The sequence below is a fragment of the Aquimarina algicola genome (genome assembly GCF_006443095.1).
Classification (GTDB): domain Bacteria; phylum Bacteroidota; class Bacteroidia; order Flavobacteriales; family Flavobacteriaceae; genus Aquimarina; species Aquimarina algicola.
In genome coordinates, this window is sequence record NZ_VFWZ01000007.1 from 157,207 (window position 1) to 179,726 (window position 22,520).

A 22,520-nucleotide genomic window follows, 5' to 3' on the forward strand; every position below is an offset into this window, starting at 1 on the left:
CTACATTGAGTTTTCTTTGGTAAATGCTATAATCTCACTTATTTTTCCAAAAGCCAGTGCTACAACTGTATCGGCTGCTCCGTAATATATAGCTACTTTATCTTCTTCTATATTTTGAACCGTTGCACAAGGAAATATAACATTGGGTACATCGCCTATTTGTTCGTAACTCTCATTTGGGGATAACAAATAAGGTTGTGTACGATATTTGACTTTACTTGGTTGTTCTTTATCAAGAATAGCAGCTCCCATAGCATATCTAAATCCATTACAAGTAGTAATAACTCCATGATAAAATAACAACCATCCTTCTTTTGTTAAAAAAGGTACTGATCCTGCTCCAATTTTGGTACATTGCCATGCACTATCTTCAAAATCGGTTGCCTGCATTACACATCTGTGTTCTCCCCAGTATTTCATATCTGGGCTATAACTTATAAATATATCGCCAAAGGGAGTATGTCCATTATCACTTGGCCTGCTTAGCATTGCATATTTACCATTTATTTTCTGAGGGAGCAAGACTCCGTTACGATTAAAGGGTAAAAAGGCATTTTCACATTGAAAAAATTCTTCAAAATCAAATGTATATGCAATTCCTATAGTTGGACCATAATATCCATTGCACCAAGTTACCCAATATCGATCTTCGATAAAAGTAACTCTGGGGTCATACTTATAATCTGAAGCAATCATATTTGTATTTCCAGATTGCATGGTAATCGGTTCGTGATTAATCTGCCAATCTATTCCATTTTTACTAAATCCGGCATAGATATTCATCTGTACAGCTTTATTATCACATCTAAAGACACCTGCAAAACCATCACCAAAAGGAACTACTGCACTATTAAAAATACTATTTGATGCTGGGATAGCATCTCTTTCTATAATAGGATTTTGAGTGTATCTCCATACAACATCTGTACAAGTATCAGGTTTGTCTTGCCAAGGAATTTGTTGATTATTTGTTTGTATTGTTTTCATTATTTTTTTAGTCTATTATACCATGTATATTTTAAAATTATAGAGGTTACAACCATTAAAAATAATACGATAGCCAAACTATAATAATCTTTCACAATAAGATATATAGGGCTCAATACAAAAGTCATTTGCCATATAATACCTATCACACAGTTCATCATATCTCTTGCAAAATCTGTATTTGCCGAAAATGTAGGATCTTCTTCTTTGAGCTTTTCATAAACAGGTTTCCAAAATCCCCAGGGTTTTGTTGTCTTATAAAAATTCTTTAGCACTTCTATATCGTCAGGTTTCCCCAGTACGATACCTAAAAAACAACCTATAAATGAAATTAATAAGATTAAAGGAAATAAGTATATATCAGGGATATCAGGAAAATATGACGGTACTAAGGTTGCTGCAAAAAGACCTGCTAGCATCCCACCAAAATATCCGTACGCGTTAAAACGCCACCAAATCCACTTTAATACATTTGCCGCTGCATACCCACCATACAATGCAGAGGTTAACCATAAAGTAAGAGTATTAATAGAAGACGCAAAAAATCCAAATATCAAACCAATGGCTACAATAGAGATTGAAGATATATAACTAAATCGAATATATGTTTTATTGGATGCTTCAGGTTTTATGTACTTTTTATAAATATCATTAACAATATAAGCGGGAGCGGCATTAATAAATGCTGCAAACGTACCCATAAATGCTGCTAATAGTCCTGCAAGCAATAGTCCCTTAAAACCAATAGGCACAAAACGCTGAATTGCTAATGGGAGTATGGTTTCAAAATCTATTTGGGTTCCAGATTGTTGAAGCTCTGGTCCCAGATATACCAATCCCAAAACAGCAAAACCTGTAATCATAAGATAACGAGGTATTGATAATACTACAATAGTCAAACCGCTCATTTTTGAGGCTTCTACTTCATTTTTTGTAGAGAGTACTCGTTGCATATCGTAGCTAGGTACAGGTCCTGCGAGACTGGCAAAAATCCCTTTAAAAATCATCATCATAAATAAAAATCCAAATAAAGAAAAACCATCTTCTTCTATTTTTATATTTACATGATCGATATACCCTGTCCAGTCTAGATCAAGGTGTTTTCCAAAAAATAAATGATCCCAACCTTGTGGTGTTGCTGCTAGTATCTGATCTGCCGTTACTGTAGTAAATGCAATATACCCGATGACAATGCATGAAATTGTCATAATAACAAATTGAATAACCTCTGTACCAACGACACTATACATCCCTCCCTTTAAGGTATATAAAGTTGTGATTGATATAATAATCAACGCATAAGCTTGCTCTGACGAAATATTTAAAATCCCCAGATGAAAGGACAGATCCCAAGGGAAAAATATGGTTGCAAATTTTCCTATCCCTTCAAAAAAATAAGCAATAAAACCCAAAGTACTGATTACAGCAAAGACTGTAACAATAATATGAGATAGTTTTGCTCCCATATCGGTTCCAAAACGATATGTAATCCATTGCGCACCTGTCATTGCATTCGATCTTCTTAACCATGCTGCAAGAAAAATCATAATAAATACTTGATTCCATACCGGCCATATCCAAGGTAGCCATGCACTTTTAAGCCCATATACAAACATTGCGGTAACTGCCCACATTGTACCAGAAATATCAAACATTCCTGAAGCATTAGAGAGTCCTAAATAATACCATGGAATCTCATTACCTCCTAAAAAGTAAGATTTTATACTCTTTGATGCTTTTTTTGAGACATAAAATCCAAGAAAAATGGTCACAATAATATAACATAATATTATCGCAATATCTATATTGGTAAGGTTCATGTATATTTTATAATTTCTTTACACCCCAAGTTTTATTAGGAGATTCGCTCATGACAAAATGAAGTGTTCCTCCCTGTATTATTTCTTGATGGGTAATATGTGATCTATTCAATTGTTTTCCGTTTAAGGAAGCCGACTGGATGTATATATTTTTATCAGAAACATTATCTGCTTTTATGGTAAAAGTTTTTCCTTCCGACAATTGTATTGTACTCTTCTCAAAAATTGGGCTTCCTATTTCATATATGCCAGAGGCAGGGTTCATAGGATAAATCCCCAAAGCGCTAAACACATACCAGGCAGACATTTGCCCACAATCTTCATTACCACTTAGACCATTTGGAGTTGTATTATACTGTGTTTTCAATATGGTATTAACCCAATATTGTGTTTTCCAAGGGGCATTTGCTTTATTAAACATATAAGCAATATGATGACTGGGTTCATTACCATGAGCATATTGTCCTATTAGTCCTGAAATATCCGCAGAGATATTATCTCCTGTAATCTCAGAATCTTCTGTAAATAGTTGTTCTAATTTTGTGATAAAATTGTGTTCCCCACCATGAAGCGTTATCAGTTGTTCTACATCATGTGGTACAAACCAACTATGTTGCCAGGCATTTCCTTCTGTATATTCAGCTTTTACACGATGTGCAGAAAATTTTGGATCGAAAGGTTCTTTCCAATCTATCCCATTAGATGATTTACCTCTCATAAAACCTGTTTCAGGATCAAAAAGATGTGTATACGCTTTTGATCTTTCTATAAAGTATTGATAATCTTCTTCTTTACCCAATGCTTTGGCTACTTGTGCTACACACCAATCATTATATGCATATTCTAATGTGATGGTTACAGACTCATCTACAGTATCAAAAGGAATATACCCATATTTCTTATAGGCTTTAAGCCCCCTATCATCTTGCTTCATAGTTTCTTTCATTGCTTGATAAGCTTTTTCTATATCAAACCCTTTAATCCCTTTTAAAAATGCTTCTGTAATAACAGAAACCGAATGGTATCCTGTCATGGTATTCGTTTCATTGGCATATAGTGTCCATACAGGTAAAATTTTGGTGTCTTCATAATATGCCAACATAGAATTAATTATATCAGAAACCTTATCAGGAGCCAAAAACAGAAGTAAAGGATGTTCTGCTCTAAAGGTATCCCATAAGGAGAGTGTAGAATATACAGAATAGTCTTTTGCTGTAACGATACTATCATTTTCTTTTCTAAAATCTCCATTAGTATCGCTATACACTACAGGAGCTACTTGTGAATGGTATAATGCCGTATAAAAAATAGTTTTGAGTGAATCTACAGGAGTTTCAATTCTTATTTTGGAAAGTGCTTTTTCCCATATTGCTTCTGTATTTTTTTTTACGGTATCAAATTGAAAACTACCTTGGTATTCTTTGATATTTTGCTTTGCATTCTGAATACTTACCGAAGAAATACCTACTTTGACTTCTAACTGTTCATTTGATCCTTCATTAAAAAACAATTGTGTTGCAGTTTCTTTTCCTTCAACTATATTGGTTTTGCTCACCTTTTTATGATCAACATAAAGATCGTGTGCATTGATCGATTTGGAGAACTTCATTACAAAAAATACTTTTTGATTTTTGGCCCATCCTTTACTATATCGATAACCCGAAACAGTAAATTTATCTTCTACATCTATTTTTGATTCAGTAGTCTCATCCCAGTTTACAGTGTATCCAAGATCAATAATCATAGATTGATCATCTCCTTCTTTAAATGTATATCTATGAAAAGCTGTTCGTAAAGTAGCTGTTACTTCAGCATGTATTGCATGATCCTCAAGAAACATACTATAATATCCGGGAGTTGCAGTTTCCTGTTCATGATTATAACGAGAACGATAAGGAATGTCATCTCTAGATTGCACTGTCGTAGAAAGATTTACTTTTTTCGAAATTGGCATAACTCTTATATCATAAAGATCTCCTATACCTGTGCCGCTAAGATGAAGATGGCTTAATCCAATTGTTATATCATCTGAATAGTGGTAACCAGAACACCAATCCCATCCAGAAATTCCGTTATCAGGACTTACTTGCACCATACCAAAAGGTACTGTTGCTCCCGGATATGTATGCCCATGACCTCCTGTTCCTATAAAAGGGTCGACAAATGCAGATACACTTGCTTGTTTTATGCTTTTACTATCTGATTGAGTGTCTTTTTTTGAACAAGAAAAAGGGATCATAGATACTATGATTAATAGTATTAGAGGATAAAAATTCTTCATATCATCATTTTTTTCTTATTATAGTATCGGAAAACAACATCAACGTAAATATTTACAAATCTTATCTTTAAAAGAATAAATTTAGACCAATAACAACGTAACTATGTTAAACGTCTGAAAAAAACGGATAAAATATGTTTCAAAAAATTAAAGAAGCTTTACATATTACCCCTGATAATAATTATAATATTACTTTAAAACATCATCTTATCTTTTGGTTGGTATATTTTATCTTCACAACTTTTAGATGGGGTAGCTATTTTAACGACTATGTTTATTCCTTTAAAACTACAGTTTTAGGATTTGCCATACATATGACTTTATGTTATTTTAACATTTATTTCTTAATGCCAAAATTCGTGTATAAACGAAAATATATACTGTATATCATTTTGGTTATTGCTTCTTTATATGTGATGTTATTGGTAAAGTTTTACTTAACCTATTTTTTAGTGAGCCATAATGTATGGCCAGAAGGCCCAGCTGTTACCAATGAACTTACTTTTAATTATGCAATAGAAATGATGCTGGGAGAATTATATGTAATGACATTTGTCGCCGCTATAAAAGTTACACTCGATTGGTTAAGAGAGCATAAAAAATTAGTTGATGTAGAAAAATTGCAACTAGAAACCGAATTACGGTTTTTAAGAACTCAAATTTCTCCTCATTTCTTTTTTAACACATTGAATAATATCTATTCACTATCAGTAGAAAAATCCGACAAAACTCCTAAAACGATTCTGAAACTTTCAGAATTAATGAGGTATCTGCTACATGAGACCAAGCAAAAAAGACAAAGCCTAACAAATGAGATTATGTATTTGCAAAACTATGTCGATCTAGAACGAATTCGATATGGGGATGCGCTTAATGTTTCCATTAATATATCTGGGGATATTGAAAATAAACAAATAGCTCCCATGCTTTTATTGACATTTATTGAAAATTCTTTTAAGCATGGAGCTAACAAAAATCTTGGACAGATAAATATTGATATTGATTTTAAGGTTGTTGATGATTTCTTATATTTCAGGATTTCGAATCCGATTCCCAGTACAACAAATCACGATCAACTGTGGTTTCAGCCCAAAGGAATTGGTATTGAAAATGTAAAAAAGAGACTCGAACTAGGGTATAACAAAGAAGATTATCACCTTGACTTAAAAACAGAGCATAATCAGTATATCGTTAATCTTAAAATAAAAGTACAATGAATTTAAAGTGTGTAATAATCGATGATGAACCTCTTGCTATCAATGTCATTAAAAATTATATTGATCAGACTAAAGGTTTAGAATTCTTAACTTCTTTTGATAATGCAGTAGAAAGTATTGACTTTATGGCTGAAAAAGGAGATGAAATCGATGTGCTCTTTCTAGATATCAATATGCCTTTACTAGATGGATTAAATCTATTAAAAAGTTTAGCAAAAAAACCGCTGACGATTATAACAACAGCACACGAAGAGTTTGCCGTAGAAAGTTATGAGTTAGAAGTACTTGATTATCTTATGAAACCTATATCTTTTCAGCGATTTATTATGGCTGTTAATAAGGCTTTTAGAATAAAAGGATTACAACAAAAAGAGGATCATGCTTCTACTAACGAAAGAGCATATATTTTTATCAAAATTGATAAGAAAAAAATTAAAAAAATATATCTCGATGAAATCTTATCAGTAGAAAGTCTTAGAGATTATATCCGTATCAATACCATATCCAGTAAGTACATGGTACATAAAACTCTAAGTAGTTTTACAGAAGAACTGCCTTCTGATAAGTTTATTCGAATCCATCGGTCTTACACTATTTCTATTGATAAAGTAGAAGCTGTAGAAGGCAATAGCATCGAAATCGCAGATATACGCTATCCTATCGGAAGAAGTTATATTAATGAAGTTAAAAATGTTATTTTTAGAGAAACGGATATCAACCCATAACTTCTATTCATGTAATCTACTCTTTTCATTTATTGGGAAATAGTATGAAATAGTATTATTGATGTTTTTTTAAAACATTTGTATTGTGCTCATAAAACCAATCACAAATCAAAAGAAAACATCATGGCTGTAGATTTAAATGATATTCCGACCAGCAATACTTTAGAATTTACCATTACTTTTTTATTAAATAATAGCCCACAAGCTAAGTTAACATATAATCAAGCAAATACGCTCGATATACGATTTGATGCTATTGGTGTAGGCAATTCTGAACCATTATCGATTTATAGGCAAGAAACTCCTGGAAATATTACGATTTCTCCCGGTAATCTAGCTTTTGTAGATCGAAGTGTTGATAGAAAAATTGCTCTGCGATATGGCACACCTTCCGGACCTCAACGAAATATTGTTTTTGTATTAGATTAATAATTTTAGTTACGAGTATAGATTAAATTAGTGGCGATCGGGTATTACCATGTAGCGTAATACCCGGTTTTTTTATGATAAGATCAAGATTTTTTTGTTGAAAAAAATTAGGTACGTTTTATATTTACAAATTAAAATGTCACTATGGTTCAAAATGAATATACCAAAAGAATTAATACAGTTTGTGATTATATAGAAAAAGACTTGAGCAAATCATTTACCCTTGATGAACTTGCAGAAGTCGCTAACTTTTCTAAGTTTCATTTTACAAGAATTTTTCAAGGTATTACTGGCGAAACCCCATTTCAATTTTTAAACAGACTTCGACTAGAACGAGCTGCATCACTTCTAAAACATCATCCAAACCATACTATATCAGACATCTCTACTCTTTGTGGTTTTACGAGTTTATCTATCTTTTCTAGAAATTTTAAAAATTACTTCAACATTTCTGCTACAGCTTATAGAAAACAAAAAAGCAATTTAAGTAAAATAGATCGCAACAATGATCAATTACCAACATCGACGACGTTATACCTTAGCCACGATCTAAAAAACATAAAATATAAAACCAATATGGAAATTTTAAAAAACGTCGAAGTAAAAGAATTACCTGAAATGACTGTTGCTTATGTAAGGCATGTAGGGCCATACAAGGGAGATGCTAAATTATTTGAATCCCTACACAGTAAATTGCTTAGTTGGGCAGAACCAAATGGTATACTAGAACATCCGGATGTTAAATCTTTAATCATTTATCATGATGATATACGAGTAACAGAGTCTTCTAAACTGAGAGTAAGTGTAAGTATGACCATCCCTAAAGAAACCAAAGTTGAAGCTCCGATTGGTAAAATGACAATCGAAAAAACCAAATACGTCGTTGCTTGTTTTGCGATAAAAGTAGATCAGTTTCAAGAAGCATGGGATTGGTTAATGGGCAGTTGGTTCCCCAATAGTGGTTATCAACCTGATGACAAGCCTTTTTTTGAATTATATCCTGAAACTCCTAAAAATGAAACCTTTTTGGTAGAAATTTGTATTCCTGTAAAACCTTTATAAGGTTAACCTTATGTATTTATTATTCATAAAGAGCTAACGGTTCAAAAAGTTTTAAAAGCTAGAAAAAGTAAGGCAACAATTAAAAATGTTGTAACACATTCTTATGTTCAATGTTGCCTTATAACTTTAGCTTTTTCTTATTTAAAAATTAATTCTAATGATTTAGAATCCAACCTACTGCTACTCTAAGTCTTCTACTCATACTACTATTTTTGTCCGTATTCTAATTATTTTTCATTAAAATATTTTGAAAAATATACTTCTAAATAAGCTTTCTGAATAATGCTCATCAAAACCACTTTAACTTTACATCTCTTCTGCCAAAAATCCTATTTTTTGTAGTGTATTTTTAACGTCTTCACTTGTAGTACCGTTGCTTTCAATACTTAAAATTTTATTTGGATGATCGGTATCAACTTTCCAATTTTTAATGCCTTGAAGTTGATCTAAAAACGGAGATACTTTAGATACACAGTTTCCACAGTTGATATTGGTTTTGAATTGTAATGTATTCATTTTATTTTTTGTTTAGATTTTTGAAAGTTTTAAACGAAGACTATTTGAAACTACAGAAACACTACTTAATGCCATAGCTGCTCCTGCAATCATAGGATCTAACAAGAAGCCATTAATGGGATATAATACTCCCGCCGCAATCGGAATACCAATGACATTATAAATAAATGCCCAAAACAAGTTCTGTCTAATTCCTTTTACTGTATGTGTAGAAAGCAGCAATGCTTTAGGGATCAGATTTAAATCAGAGGTCATCAATGTAATCTTAGCAACATCGATAGCGATATCTGACCCTTTGCCCATTGCTATACTAATATCTGCCTGAGCAAGTGCCTCAGAATCATTAATCCCATCACCTACCATGGCCACAACTTTGCCTTGCGATTGAAGTTCTTTTACAACATCAGATTTTTGAGTAGGTAACATATTGGCTATATAATGAGTGATCCCAACTTTTTGTGCTACGGTTGCCGCTGTTTTTTCGTGATCACCGGTAAGCATATATACATCAATACCTTTGCGTTGTAATGTTTTGATGGTATCTTTAGACTTTTCTTTGATCTGATCTGCTATTCCGATAACGGCTAGTACTTCTTTATGATTTGCATACAACACTACGGTTTTTGCTTCTTTTTTTAGGGATTCTGATTGCTCCGCAAGTAAAGGTTGAATGTAAACATTTTGTTCTTTTATAAACTTTTCATTCCCTATATAATGTTTTGTTCCATACGTTGTTTCTGCTTCGACCCCTTTTCCTGTAATACTAGCAAAATTTGTAATATTAGTAGTCAGTGTCTCTCCCTTTTTTAGATACGCTATTATCGAATTTGCTAGTGGATGTTCAGAACGAGATTCTATCGCGTATATAATTGGTTCATGTTTTTCTGCCAATTCATCATTATTCCAAACAATATCTGTAACCACCGGTTGTCCTTGAGTTATGGTTCCGGTTTTATCAAGGATCACCGTATCTACTTTGTGAGCAATCTCGAGACTTTCTGCATCTTTGATAAGGATGTTATGCTCTGCCCCTTTCCCTATACCAACCATAATTGCTGTTGGTGTTGCTAATCCCAGAGCACATGGGCATGCAATAACCAATACGGCTATAGAAGTAGATAATGCATGTGTGAACGCATGTTCCCCACCTACGAATATCCAGATCAAAAAAGTAAATAAAGCTAGTATGAGTACTACAGGTACAAATACACTTGCAATCTTATCAACTAATTTTTGCACGGGCGCTTTACTCCCCTGAGCTTCTTGAACACGTTGAATTATTTGAGCAAGAATCGTTTTACTTCCTATTTCTTCTGCTATACATTGAAAACTCCCTTTTTGATTGATCGTTCCCGAAAAAACTTTTTCTCCTTTTTGTTTGGCAACAGGCACCGGCTCACCAGTAATCATACTTTCATCAACATAAGAATGACCCTGTACTACTGTGCCATCTACAGGAATTTTCTCTCCAGGACGCACCAAAATTGTTTGTCCTTTTAAAACAGCGGTTATAGGAATTTCTTTTTCTTCTCCTTTATCAATAATCTTAAGTGTTTTTGGCTGTAACCCCATTAATTTTTGTAATGCAGAAGATGTGTGATACTTTGCTTTTTCTTCTAAAAGTTTACCTAAAGAAATAAAAGTAATGATCACTGTAGCAGCTTCATAATATACATGTGCTTCTATACCTCTATCGGATAAAAGTTTAGGAAAAAATGTATTACATAGACTAAATAGAAAAGCTACACCAGTGCTTACAGCGACCAAGGTATCCATATTTGCTTTACCATGTTTTGCCTGTTGTATTGCATTTTTATAGAAATTTCTTCCAAACCAAAATAATACAGGAATAGTTAAGAGTAACGAAATCCATTTTCCGGGAACCCAATGCATATAAAACATTCCTAAAATAAATACGGGTACCGTAAAAATAGCAGACCAAATAGTACGGCGTTTTATATCCTGATACTGTTTTTTTTGTTGTTCTTGCTGCACCTCAATAGGATCTTCTACATCAATAATGATATCAAAACCTACTTGCTGTAATGCATGTTGTAGTTTTTCTTCTGTTGTAGAAGTTTCAAAGTCTACCAATACTGTACTAGATGCAAAATTTACAGCAGCACTATGCACGCCATCTGTTTGTGATAAAATTGATTCTACACTAGAGGCGCATCCTGCACAAGACATTCCCGTAACCGGAAATGTTTTTGTGATCAAAGACTGTTGTATTATATCTTTTTGTTTAGATACATTGGTTGCTTCCATAACCGATCACCTTGACGTTTCTGCAAATTTCGGAATAGCACATGATTTAAACTTATAAAATAGGCTTAATGATTTGTAAAATATCCTGATTGTATATGAATCTAAAATTCATCAAGAGGTTTTCTATTTTTATATTTAGATTTTTTGAATTGTGAAGGAGTCATGTTTGTTACTTTTTTAAATTGAGTACTCAAATAAGCAACACTACTATAATTTAGTTTGAATGCAATTTCACTCAAATTGAGCTCATCGTATGTTATAAGTTCTTTACAACGTTCTATCTTTTGATGAATAATATAATGCTCAAAAGTGATGTTCTCTTCCGAAGAAAATAAAGAGCTTAGGTACTTATAATCCAAATGGAGTTTCTCACTAATATAAGTTGCCCAATTAACCTCTAATACTTTGTCTGAATGATGAATTTTGGCAATAACAAGGTTTTTCATTTGCGCAATCAAATGACTTTTTCGATCATCAATCAATGCAAAACCTATTTCTTCAAGCTCTGTTTTGAGTTCTTGTATTTGTATTTTATCTAAAGAGGTTTCAACAAGCACTTCTCCTAGTTTTACAGAACTATAATGTATATTCAGTTTTTTGAAGATATGCTCTACTGCTGTGATACAACGCGGGCATACCATATTTTTAATATTAATTTTCACTATCAAATTATATTTACTCAATAATTGAGATGTAAATGCTGTAGGGCTTGCCTCAAAATAGTTGATGACTAATTTATTGATTCATCATTGATTTTTTGCCTTGTAATTGCGCAGCCGCATCAACAGTAAATGTTCCATTGGTTACCACTTCATCTCCTAATGCAAGACCTCCTAGAATCGTATAATAATCATCACCAGAACTCCCTAATGTAACTTCTCTCATTTCAAAAACAGGTTGATCAGGTTTTGTTTTTACATAAACGATAGAGCGCTTACCTGTCCACAGTATTGCACTAGTAGGTATCGTAATGTTTTGATCTGTATTTGATTCTATACTTGTAACACTTCCTTTTACAAACATACCCGGTTTGAACATATTATTTTTATTTTTTAACACTGCTCTTACTTTTACTGTCCTTGTCGCTGAGTTTAACTGAGGGTCAATAAATGTAAGTTTTGTTTCAAATTTTTGGTCAGGATAAGCGTTAGTTTGTATTGTAATATGCTGACCATCTTGTAATACTCTTATTTGATTCTCATATGCATCAAATTCTGCCCAAACGGTATTTAAATTTGATACGTTAAAAAGAGGTTGTCCTTGTTTTACATAATCCCCTTCTTCTGATATTTTATGTGTCACAATACCTGAAACCGTTGCAAAAATCGGAAATTTCTCTTGTATCCGACCTGCTTCTTCAATAGCGTTGACTTGTGCATCTGATAATTTCCATAATCTTAATTTATTACGAACTGCTGTATATAATTGTGGTTGAGTTTCTTTTACAGATGCTGCTGTAAGCAATTCTTGTTGCGCTGCAATCAACTCGGGGGCATAAATAACAGCTAATTTTTGACCTTTGGTAATGCGTTCTCCCGTAGTATTTACAAAAAGCTTCTCGATTCTTCCTGTAAAATAGCTTGCTTGTATCGTATTGGTACTTTCATCTGCAGTAATTTTTCCAGACAATATTAATGCTCCTTTTGCAATTCTATTACCCACTTTTGTTGTCTGTATATTTGCTAGTGCAACTGCATTTTTTGTCATTGTAAACTCCTCTGGATGTACAGTACCAGATATTGCAGACATAGGGGTCAAATCCATACCACAAATCGGACAGTCTCCTTCTTCTGATTGCACAATTTGAGGATGCATAGAACATGTCCATGACTCTTCCTGATTATGTATATGATCCTTTTCTAAAGAAGAAACCTCAGCATTTGTATCTGTACCAAAGACCAAATATCCAATACATAAACCTACAATCGAGGCAATACTAATTTGTATTAAACTCTTGTTCATTGATTATTTTTATTGAATCGTTTCAGAAATTTGTCCACATTTTAGCATTTTGTCACCAAAATAAGGATTACGAATAATTTTATCAGGCGATAACCAATATCCTCCTTCATTATTAAAAGCCATAGGGCAAAATTGTTTATATACTTCTCCTGATGACAATGATTTTTTTACTAGTTCTTCAACTAATACTGTTACTTCAGAAAAAGCAGTTCGCTGTGCCTCGATATCATTGGCATTTGTAATTTTTGAAACGGTCTGTTTTAATTTTTCGTCATTTGTGTTTTTCTTTAACATAGATGCTCCAAACTGAGCTTCTTCAACATCAGAATTAACCAAAGCTGTTTTGATGTGTAGATAATGCTGAAATATCATTTCTGTCATATCATCTTCAAACTCGAGCCTTGCATGGCTATGAATTTCTGGTTCTGTAGTTACTTGCTCTTCAACCTCTTTAGAAGGGCTTTGTGTCGCATTTTTGCAGGAAAATGCTAAAACCAATGCTACTATTAGAATTATTGTTCTCATTATTGATGAATTTTTATTGTGTAATTAAATAATTGATAAGAGCGCTTTGCTCATAATACATTTTGACAGATTCTATATGATTCATTTCAAACTTTAATTGTAATTCTTGTATGTCCAGAATATCATTAAAGTCTATTGTACCTGTTTCATAATTTTTTATGACTATTTCTTCTCCATTTTTTGCTTTTTCTATGTTTTTTAACTGCAAATCAATACTCAGCCTCGCCGATTTTCTTGTATTAATTGCTTTAATTAAAATAGTATTGAGTCTATTACTTCGTTCTTCTTTTAAAGAAGATATTTCTTCTTGTTTTAATTTATTTTGACGGGTTATTGATTTAAATTTATGATTAAATATGGGTATTGATAAAGATACCATTGGCATAATAATATCCTTTCCGTTATCATTAAAATTCATATTGGGACGTTCTGCTACAGCAATATAATCAAGTCCGAATCCAAGATTAGGAGCTGATTTCTTTTGGTTTAATGTTTCAGATGTGTTGATAGATTCATATAACTTATCATACTTGATAAGTTCGGGGTGTATTTCTACTTTTTTCTTTTCAAGAACCGGGTCTTTATCGGGTAATATCAAAGTATCCGGAACTTCTATATCCATAGTTTTTTCTCTATGTAAAAGGTAATTAAATCGTGCCTTTTCTGCAAGATTATTGTGTGATAAAATTTCTTTTTGTTGTATTAGCTCATTTTGTCGTATTTGTAAACGGAGTACATCTACTGCAGATGCTTTTCCTACTTCTACAGAAGTTAGTGCAAGCTGCTCATAGGTCTGTAAAAGTTGTATATTTTTATCTAAAACATTTTTTTGGGCCTGTATTGCAAACAATTTGTAATAGGATTGAGCTACGGATAAAGCCAATTTACGTTTAGCAATTGCCAAATCTTCATACTGTGCATCTGCAAGTGAAGCTGCATAATTTTTACGTGCTGTTATGGTTCCAAACCATGGTAACATTTGTTTTATAGAAAGTCTAATCTCTTGTGCTCCTGTTCTTGTTTCGGGTTCGCTCACAAAATATCCTGCACTAATCTCAGTATTGGGTATAAATTGAGTTTCATTAACCTTTTCTGAAGCAATTGTGTGATTAAGTATTAGTGCTTGTATCTCAGGATTATTATTTTGAGCATATTTTATATACCCATCTAAACGCTGAGCATGAGCGTATTGCAAAGATATTGTAATCAATACTACCAAAGACAAATTGCGACGAAAACAAGAAAGTATCGTGTACGTCTCAGTTTTTATATTGTTCATCCACCTTTTCATATTTTATTTTTGGTTTATTTTTCTTTCTTCTTTCCAACTATAAAGCACAGGTACTACAAAAAGTGTTATTAGCGCCATAAACATTCCTCCAAAGGCAGGTATCGCCATCGGAATCATGATATCACTCCCCCGTCCTCTGGCTGTTAGTATTGGCAAAAGTGCAAGAATTGTAGTTGCTGTAGTCATTAAACAAGGACGAATACGCTTTTGACCTGCTTCTATAACAGATTGACGTATATCGGCAATAGTTACAGGAGTATTCCGTTTAAATATTTGTGTCAAATAAGTCGTCATCACCACACCATCGTCTGTAGCGATCCCGAATAATGCAATAAATCCCACCCAAACCGCTACACTAATGTGAATGGTATGGATTTGAAAGAGTTCTCTAAGATTTTCATTAAAAACATTAATGTTCAAAAACCAACTCTGCCCATATAACCAGATCATGATAAACCCTCCTGCAAATGCAACGGCAATACTTGTAAATATGATTAGAGAAGTACTAATTGATTTAAATTGAAAATATAAAATCATAAATATGATAATCAGAGCTAAAGGGATAACTATTCTTAATGTTTTTTCTGCTCGTAATTGATTTTCGTATGTACCGGTAAATGTGTAATTCAATCCTTTGGGGATTACAAGTGCTCCTGTTTTTAATTTTTGCTGTATTAGGTTTTGTGCATTTTTGATCACATCAACCTCTGCATAATTTTCTATTTTATCAAAAAGTACATACCCCACTAAAAATGTATCTTCACTTTTTATAGTTTGAGGACCTTTTCTATATGTTATTGTAACCAACTCACTAAGTGGTATTGAAGTTCCTTTGGATACAGGTACATAGATATTGCCTAAATCTTCGGGAGTTGTTCTTAATGCTCTCGGGTATCGAACACGTATCGCATACCGTTCCCTACCTTCTACGGTTTGAGTACTTATTTTTCCTCCTATTGCTACTTGGAGTATTTCTTGTACCTGATCGATAGAGACTCCATAGCGCACTAATCGCTCTCTATCAATATGCATATGTACATAGGGTTTACCCACAATACGATCTGCAAATACAGCTTCGGTTTTAACTCCTTTTACTTCTTTTAAAATTTGTTCTAATCGTACTCCAAAGGCTTCAATTTCTTTGAGGTCTTGACCTTTAATCTTAATTCCCATTGGGGCTCTCATCCCTGTTTGTAACATGACCAAACGCGTTTCTATGGGTTGTAACTTTGGAGCAGAAGTAATGCCGGGTAGTTTGGTAACTCTTGCAATTTCTTGCCAAATATCATTAGGAGAATTAATTTTTGGTCTCCAATTTCTAAAATATTCTCCATCATCATCAGGAATCAGATCTCTTGATGTTATAGCTATTTCGCGCGATAGTTGTAATGCTTTTTTTGGATCGTTACGAAAAATTACTGCATCTACCGGATTATTTTGATTTTGAAACAGAGTGCCATCTTTCAATACAAAAAAACCATCTGAATCTATCTTAAAACGTTGTGGTTTTTTATTTTCATCAAGTATATATTCGGGTTTGTATAGAATTACATTTTCATACATTGATAATGGTGCAGGGTCTAATGCTGATGCTATTCTACCGGATTTTCCAACAACAGTTTCAATTTCAGGTATACTTGCTACTCCCATATCCAATTGTTGCAATACCCGTTTGTTTTCTTCGACTCCTGCATGAGGCATAGAAGTGGGCATCAAAAGAAAAGAACCTTCATCTAATGATGGCATAAACTCTTTCCCTGTACGAAGCATAATTACTACTCCACAAATGATAATTAATAAAGGTATTGACAGAAAGAGTAGCTTGTGATGTAATGCCCAATGAAGTATCCGTACATATCGTTTTTTGAAAAGTGTAAAACCACCTAACAGACCAAAACAGATTACACTTACAAGTATCAAATTGATTACATACGAATGTCCAATTCCTAAAGGTCGCCAGTATTCTGCCAATAACAAAACTATCGCCATAACAGAAATATATAGCTCGGCATGGGCTATTTTGGCAAAATAGAACTTCTTTTGTATTCTTATAAAGTGTACTACTCCAAAAGCAATCAAAACAATCCCCAAAATATATCCGTAAATAACCGCAATACCCCCAAGGCATAACATCAGTATATTAAAGATATGCTTCGGTACTATTGCATATTTTCTTTTCTTAAATAGAATAGCTGCAAAGGGAGGTATAAAAAATAACGTGATCACAATTGCCGCTAATAATGCTGTAGTTTTGGTAAATGCTAATGGCCTAAATAACTTTCCTTCTGCTCCTACCATAGTAAATACAGGAATAAAACTTATAATGGTAGTTAATACAGCTGTTAGTATCGCTCCCGAGACTTCTACTGTAGCATTATATACGACTGTATCGATTGAAAGTTTTTTTTGATTTTCATCTATGTGCCTTAGTATATTTTCCGAAAGAATTACTCCTACGTCGACAATTGTACCAATGGCAATAGCGATACCTGATAGGGCTACAATATTGGCATCTACATCAAAAATTTTCATTGCAATAAAGACCAGTAATACTGCTACGGGTAAAAGCCCTGATATTAACACCGAAGCTCTTATATTGATCACCATAACAATTATCACCAGAATTGTAATCAAGATTTGTAGTGTTATGGCATGATTGAGCGTCCCCAGCGTTTCTTGAATCAATTCAGATCGGTCATAAAAAGGTACGATTGTTAATTGTGAGGTCCGACCATCACTAAGTGTTTTGGTTGGTAATCCAGACTCCAATTCCTTGATTTTAGTTTTTACTGCACGGATTACTTCCATCGGATTAGCCCCGTATCTGGCGACTACAACTCCCCCTACAACTTCTGCTCCTTCTTTGTCTAGAATCCCTCTTCTTGCCGCAGGACCTAATGATACTTTTGCTATATCTTTAATCCTAATAGATGTAAAATCTTCTGAGGTCACGACTGCATTTTCTATATCTTTTATCGATTTGATATACCCTAACCCTCTTACAATATATTCTACTCTATTAATCTCTAGTGTTTGTGCACCTGTATCACGATTACTTTGTTGTACCGCTTTTACAACCTGATTGAGATCTATACCATATTGTTTCATCAATTCGGGTTGTACATCAACTTGATACTCCATAACATACCCTCCTACTGATGGGACTTCTGCAACTCCATTTACCGAAGCCAGTGCATATTTTATATAGAAATCCTGTATGCTGCGTAATTCGTGTAAATCCCATCCTCCGGTTACATTTCCTTCTTTATCTCTTCCTTCTAAAGTATACCAAAATACTTGTCCCAATGCCGTAGCATCTGGTCCTAGTGTAGGCTGTACCCCTTTTGGTAATATATCTTTGGGTAATGCATTTAGTTTTTCTAAAATTCGACTGCGACTCCAGTAAAACTCTATGTCTTCTTCAAAAATGATATAGATACTAGAAAAACCAAACATTGAAGAACTTCGTATCGTTTTTACACCTGGGATTCCCAATAGCGAAGCTGTTAAAGGATATGTAATTTGATCTTCGATATCCTGTGGAGACTTCCCATCCCATTGAGTAAAGACAATTTGTTGATTTTCTCCAATATCAGGAATTGCATCTACTGAAACCGGATTTCTGGGAAACATCTTTATATCCCAGTCAAAAGGAGCTGTACTCATCCCCCAAACCACACATAATAGCAATACGATTATGGCAATAATTTTATGTTCTATTAAAAATTTGATGCTTTTATTAAGCATGATGATATATTAAATATTAGTATAAAGTACTGTAACACTACCTATTAGTTATATCAGCTCATAACTATGGTATAGATAAATTTTCTAATAGTTAAATATCAAATCAAAAATGTCTGATCGAGAATCAGGATATCTCTTGTGAGTAAAGGAGGTGGGTAATCTTGAAAGGGAATGATATTTTGTTCTAACCCTTCAAATAAGTTGATATATGAATAGATGTAAGAAGAAATAAAAAGTTGTTGTTCAAAGGATAGATCATGAAATGTTACTTTTAATTCATTTTGTCCTTCTATAATAAGAGTTTGATCACTACAACAGCTTTTTTGGGTTATTTTACAAGCATTAGAAGATGGATTTGGTTTCTGAACTTCCATACCACATCTCTTTGCTTCTTTAAAAAGTACTGTGTCTACCAATGTATCACCACAATAATGCATATTCACTGTGAACGACATTGTCGAAGTCAACACCATAAGTGCTAATAATAATGATCCTATTTTCCGTACTTTTTCTAACATACTAAAGCATAAAATTACAAAAAATTAAAAACTCTTCCTGTTTTTTCTTTTTTATCGACACATTATAACCGCTATTCTTATTAAAAACCTATTCAAAATACTCTCAATTTTTTCAAAGGGGGGTACTTCAGAAGTACCCCCCCCGTACTTCGATAGTAAGATGCCCCACTAAATTTGTTAAAGCTTTTAGTAGAATTGTTAATAAGGGTACTTCATTTGTTAAAGAACCCGGTACGTTTCTAAGTTTAGGTACTTAAGTTACCAGGGCATTATAATAGATTTGTTGGTTTACCCACTTCATTTGTAAGTTGATGTATAAAATCAGAAGTTTCTATTACAATTATTGTGGTTTGATAGACAAAAGTGATATGTAACGTCTAAAACAGTAATCACTAGGATTAAAATTTGAGTATTTTTTTGACTTTTCTCTAAAAAAATAATCAATTATGGTTTTCCGGAATTTTCATGTCGTTATATTTCTGAAATTAGATGTAAAGAATATTGAATATCCTTAAAACCTAAACCTTTATGCCCAATTATATTCACAAGGCGCAAAAAGAAAAAAAACAATCTTTGCATGCTACTGTCTCTCAGAAACAAGATAATAATGGATCTGTTTTTGGATTTACTGATCATAGACCAGTAACGCTACAGATGAAAAAACTACAAAAACTAGCGGATAATAGTGCTATTCATACATCTGTACAATTTGAAGATAATCGACCTAAAATTTCTAATCAAGTTTCTATACAAAGATTCTCAAAACGTTCGTCTCCTATTCAGTTCACAAAGGATGGTGTTCCTGAGTCTCAATCCGGATCTTCCTCTTGGGGTACTCCCTCTTTTACTACTCCTTTAGACAGTATGAGAGCCACGATAAGACAAGCTATGACAGTACCTCCGAGTACGCACTGGGATACCATGATGAAAAGCATTACCAATCCTGACACTGGAATGCCTTATAACCCTATGCAACATGTTATGCAAAGTATGGTCCCTATGCAAGAACAGTTTGCCTCTCGATATCCATGGATGATGCCTCATTTACAAAATGCGCATACCTCTGCTTTAGAATTTGCAGGAGGAGCAAAACGATTTGCTTCTGACCGAATTGATAGTGGAATGCATTATATAGGAAATAGCATGTTAGACATAAGCCGAGATAATTTTAAATTAGATCATCACTCTGACGATAGCTATAGATGGATGTTTCAGAAATATGCTTTTAATGCAGGGATTGATGTAGCAGCAATGTTAGCCTCTCCTGTTCTGAACGCTACAGCAGGTTTTGCAAGTGGAATTGGTGATAAAATAGGGGAAACTACTCTAGATAGAGTGCATCCTTCACATCTTTGGACTATAATGCAGCATCCTGATTTTATTAGTCATTATCTCTCTCAACGTAAAGAACAAATCATGCAACCTATACGTTTCTATCAAGATCCCAAAGGGTTTAGTCATGCAAAATATCATCAAATAGGAAATAGTCTCAGCAATGCATATGCACATTATAATAGTCTAGACCCGGGTCTTATGGGAGCTGTAACTCATGGGGGACGTGCTGTAGTAGATTTTGCTCAGGATAATATAGCTCCTGGGTTAGGTGTAGCATTGGCTACATTTGCGATGTACAATACAGGCAAGAGAAGAGAACGAACTATGTGGGCTATGGATCGTATGTTTCCAAAAGATACCCTGTATGGAAAAGCAGCTAGATTTTTACCAAACCGATTGATGTTTGCCAAACCGCTATCAAGAATTAGAGGAAATCCTATGTTCTCTGCTGCACTTTTGACATATCTTATGGCTACAAGCCTCGGAAAAAATTATGAAGACATGCAAGAACTAAAAGAAGTTGACCCTGATATGTATAAAAGGTTAGAAGAAAACAATTCAGAGTCTTATGCTTCGAGTACTAATCTTAGTATTAAAGAATCAATTGAGCGAACCAGCAGAACTACGTAAAGAGATATTTTGAATTCTAAATAATCCTATTAGAATCGTATCTAATCAAACAGTAATCGAATTGTGCGTGTTATTTTATTCTGAGATTTCGGGCAGTACTCGCATGGCAATTTTCAAATTAATATCATCTGGCATCTCGATCCAATTACTTGCTCCGTTGGTTAACAAAATAACGGTTACTGTTTTTGATGATTTTGCATTCCAATAATGTCTTAATGATGATATACCTGCTCCTCCATGTCCCGTGGCAAACCATCCCTTTTTTAAAGAATAGGTATCCCAACCTAATCCAAATGCCCCATTTTTTCCATTGTTCAGTTTGACTGGTGTCCAAATATCGATCAATTCACTTTGACTGAGCATACTTTCGTTTAGTACTTCTTGAAACCATACTGTTAATTCCCCTATATCTATATTGAGTCCTGCCGCTGCATACATAGGTGGAGCATATGACAATGGAAATAACTCAAATCTTTCTTCTACCTTTCTGTAGCTTGTTACTCTATCAGAAACTATCTGTTTAAATCCGGCATAGTTTGCTTTTGTAAGATTAAATTCATTAAAATATTTTTCTTGCATGTGTACTTCAAAATTTTGACCTGATAATTCTTCAATAATCATACGAATGAGTAAAAAACCAGTAGCATTGTATTTATTTTTTTCGCCCGGTTCTGAAGAAAAAGGTTTGTCATAAAGTTGCTTTATTACAAAATCATCACTCTCTGGCGCCAAATAAATCTGATAGTCTATTTGATCCGGTATGCCCGATGTGTGCGATAATAATTGTTTTAGCGTAAGTTTTTTCCACGATTCGGGTAGATTCTGATCCGGCAAAAAATCACCTACAGTTTCATTTACATTTCTGCCCTTACTTTTTAATAAAACATGTAATGCTGTTGAACTGAATAATTTAGAAATTGAAGCGACAGCAAATAATTTATCAATTGTCATTGGGACTTGTTGTTCTATATTAGCAATTCCCATAGTATTTTTATGTACTAATTTTCCATTTATAAGAATGGCATAATTAAGTCCCACAATTTCAAAATCCTCTTTAATAGAAGCTACCATTGTGTCTATGTCTTCATATGCCTTATTATTAGTAGTTGTGGATTGTGGATTGTCATTACAACTTGTTAGTATTAAAAAGCATAGCAATAATAACGGTAATAACTTAAAAGAATAATAGAGAGCGTTTTTCATTATT

Annotated in this window: 16 protein-coding genes and 1 pseudogene; 5 read left to right on the forward strand and 12 right to left on the reverse strand. The window is 33.5% G+C overall.

All coding sequences use genetic code 11. From position 1 onward, the window contains the following. Genes FHK87_RS19750 through FHK87_RS19760 form a run of 3 tightly spaced genes read right to left on the reverse strand, consistent with a single transcriptional unit; the run spans window position 1 to window position 5,088 of the window. A complete protein-coding gene (locus FHK87_RS19750) occupies window positions 1–987 on the reverse strand; it encodes a glycoside hydrolase family 130 protein (RefSeq protein ID WP_140595653.1) in 987 nt (328 codons plus the stop codon). Further along, window positions 987–2,807 (reverse strand): sodium:solute symporter family protein, encoded by a 1,821-nt coding sequence (locus FHK87_RS19755; RefSeq protein ID WP_140595657.1) that lies wholly within the window; start codon window positions 2,805–2,807, stop codon window positions 987–989. The genes FHK87_RS19750 and FHK87_RS19755 overlap by 1 nt, the downstream gene beginning before the upstream one ends. Window positions 2,808–2,814: 7 nt before the next feature. Beyond that, window positions 2,815–5,088 (reverse strand): GH92 family glycosyl hydrolase, encoded by a 2,274-nt coding sequence (locus FHK87_RS19760; protein ID WP_140595661.1) that lies wholly within the window; start codon window positions 5,086–5,088, stop codon window positions 2,815–2,817. Between the two features lie 134 nt (window positions 5,089–5,222). Here FHK87_RS19760 and FHK87_RS19765 point away from each other — a divergent pair, with 134 nt between their 5' ends. From FHK87_RS19765 to FHK87_RS19780, 4 genes are all read left to right on the forward strand, one after another. Beyond that, window positions 5,223–6,305, forward strand: coding sequence for a sensor histidine kinase (locus FHK87_RS19765; RefSeq protein WP_140595664.1), 1,083 nt, complete (start codon window positions 5,223–5,225; stop codon window positions 6,303–6,305). Continuing rightward, window positions 6,302–7,030: a LytR/AlgR family response regulator transcription factor gene (locus FHK87_RS19770; RefSeq protein ID WP_140595667.1), complete on the forward strand. Its 729-nt coding sequence runs from the start codon at window positions 6,302–6,304 to the stop codon at window positions 7,028–7,030. The genes FHK87_RS19765 and FHK87_RS19770 overlap by 4 nt, the downstream gene beginning before the upstream one ends. Before the next feature lie 123 nt (window positions 7,031–7,153). Further along, on the forward strand, window positions 7,154–7,459 hold the full coding sequence (locus tag FHK87_RS19775) for a hypothetical protein (protein ID WP_140595670.1): 306 nt from the start codon (window positions 7,154–7,156) through the stop codon (window positions 7,457–7,459). A 144-nt stretch (window positions 7,460–7,603) separates the two neighbouring features. After that, entirely contained in the window at window positions 7,604–8,521 is a 918-nt protein-coding gene (locus FHK87_RS19780; RefSeq protein ID WP_140595673.1) for an AraC family transcriptional regulator, read from the forward strand. Window positions 8,522–8,827: 306 nt separating this feature from the next. Here the strand turns inward: FHK87_RS19780 and FHK87_RS19785 are convergent, their stop codons facing one another. From FHK87_RS19785 to FHK87_RS19820, 8 genes and pseudogenes are all read right to left on the reverse strand, one after another. Continuing rightward, a complete protein-coding gene (locus FHK87_RS19785; protein ID WP_140595677.1) occupies window positions 8,828–9,037 on the reverse strand; it encodes a heavy-metal-associated domain-containing protein in 210 nt (69 codons plus the stop codon). A gap of 12 nt (window positions 9,038–9,049) precedes the next feature. Next, window positions 9,050–11,305: a heavy metal translocating P-type ATPase gene (locus FHK87_RS19790; protein ID WP_140595680.1), complete on the reverse strand. Its 2,256-nt coding sequence runs from the start codon at window positions 11,303–11,305 to the stop codon at window positions 9,050–9,052. 101 nt (window positions 11,306–11,406) lie between these two features. Further along, entirely contained in the window at window positions 11,407–11,946 is a 540-nt protein-coding gene (locus tag FHK87_RS19795) for an AraC family transcriptional regulator (RefSeq protein ID WP_394344943.1), read from the reverse strand. 100 nt (window positions 11,947–12,046) lie between these two features. Continuing rightward, window positions 12,047–13,267: pseudogene (locus FHK87_RS19800) on the reverse strand (efflux RND transporter periplasmic adaptor subunit); the annotation flags it as partial. Between the two features lie 9 nt (window positions 13,268–13,276). Beyond that, window positions 13,277–13,792: a DUF3347 domain-containing protein gene (locus FHK87_RS19805; RefSeq protein ID WP_140595688.1), complete on the reverse strand. Its 516-nt coding sequence runs from the start codon at window positions 13,790–13,792 to the stop codon at window positions 13,277–13,279. 13 nt (window positions 13,793–13,805) lie between these two features. Beyond that, complete coding sequence (locus FHK87_RS19810) at window positions 13,806–15,071, reverse strand: TolC family protein (RefSeq protein WP_140595693.1); 1,266 nt, start codon at window positions 15,069–15,071, stop codon at window positions 13,806–13,808. 15 nt (window positions 15,072–15,086) lie between these two features. After that, entirely contained in the window at window positions 15,087–18,830 is a 3,744-nt protein-coding gene (locus FHK87_RS19815; protein WP_140595696.1) for an efflux RND transporter permease subunit, read from the reverse strand. 98 nt (window positions 18,831–18,928) lie between these two features. After that, complete coding sequence (locus FHK87_RS19820) at window positions 18,929–19,348, reverse strand: HYC_CC_PP family protein (protein ID WP_140595700.1); 420 nt, start codon at window positions 19,346–19,348, stop codon at window positions 18,929–18,931. Between the two features lie 528 nt (window positions 19,349–19,876). Between FHK87_RS19820 and FHK87_RS19825 the strand changes: the two genes are divergently transcribed. Beyond that, a complete protein-coding gene (locus tag FHK87_RS19825; RefSeq protein ID WP_140595703.1) occupies window positions 19,877–21,313 on the forward strand; it encodes a hypothetical protein in 1,437 nt (478 codons plus the stop codon). A 75-nt stretch (window positions 21,314–21,388) separates the two neighbouring features. Here FHK87_RS19825 and FHK87_RS19830 read toward each other — a convergent pair whose 3' ends face one another. Beyond that, window positions 21,389–22,516, reverse strand: coding sequence for a serine hydrolase domain-containing protein (locus FHK87_RS19830; RefSeq protein ID WP_140595706.1), 1,128 nt, complete (start codon window positions 22,514–22,516; stop codon window positions 21,389–21,391). Window positions 22,517–22,520 lie beyond the last annotated feature (4 nt).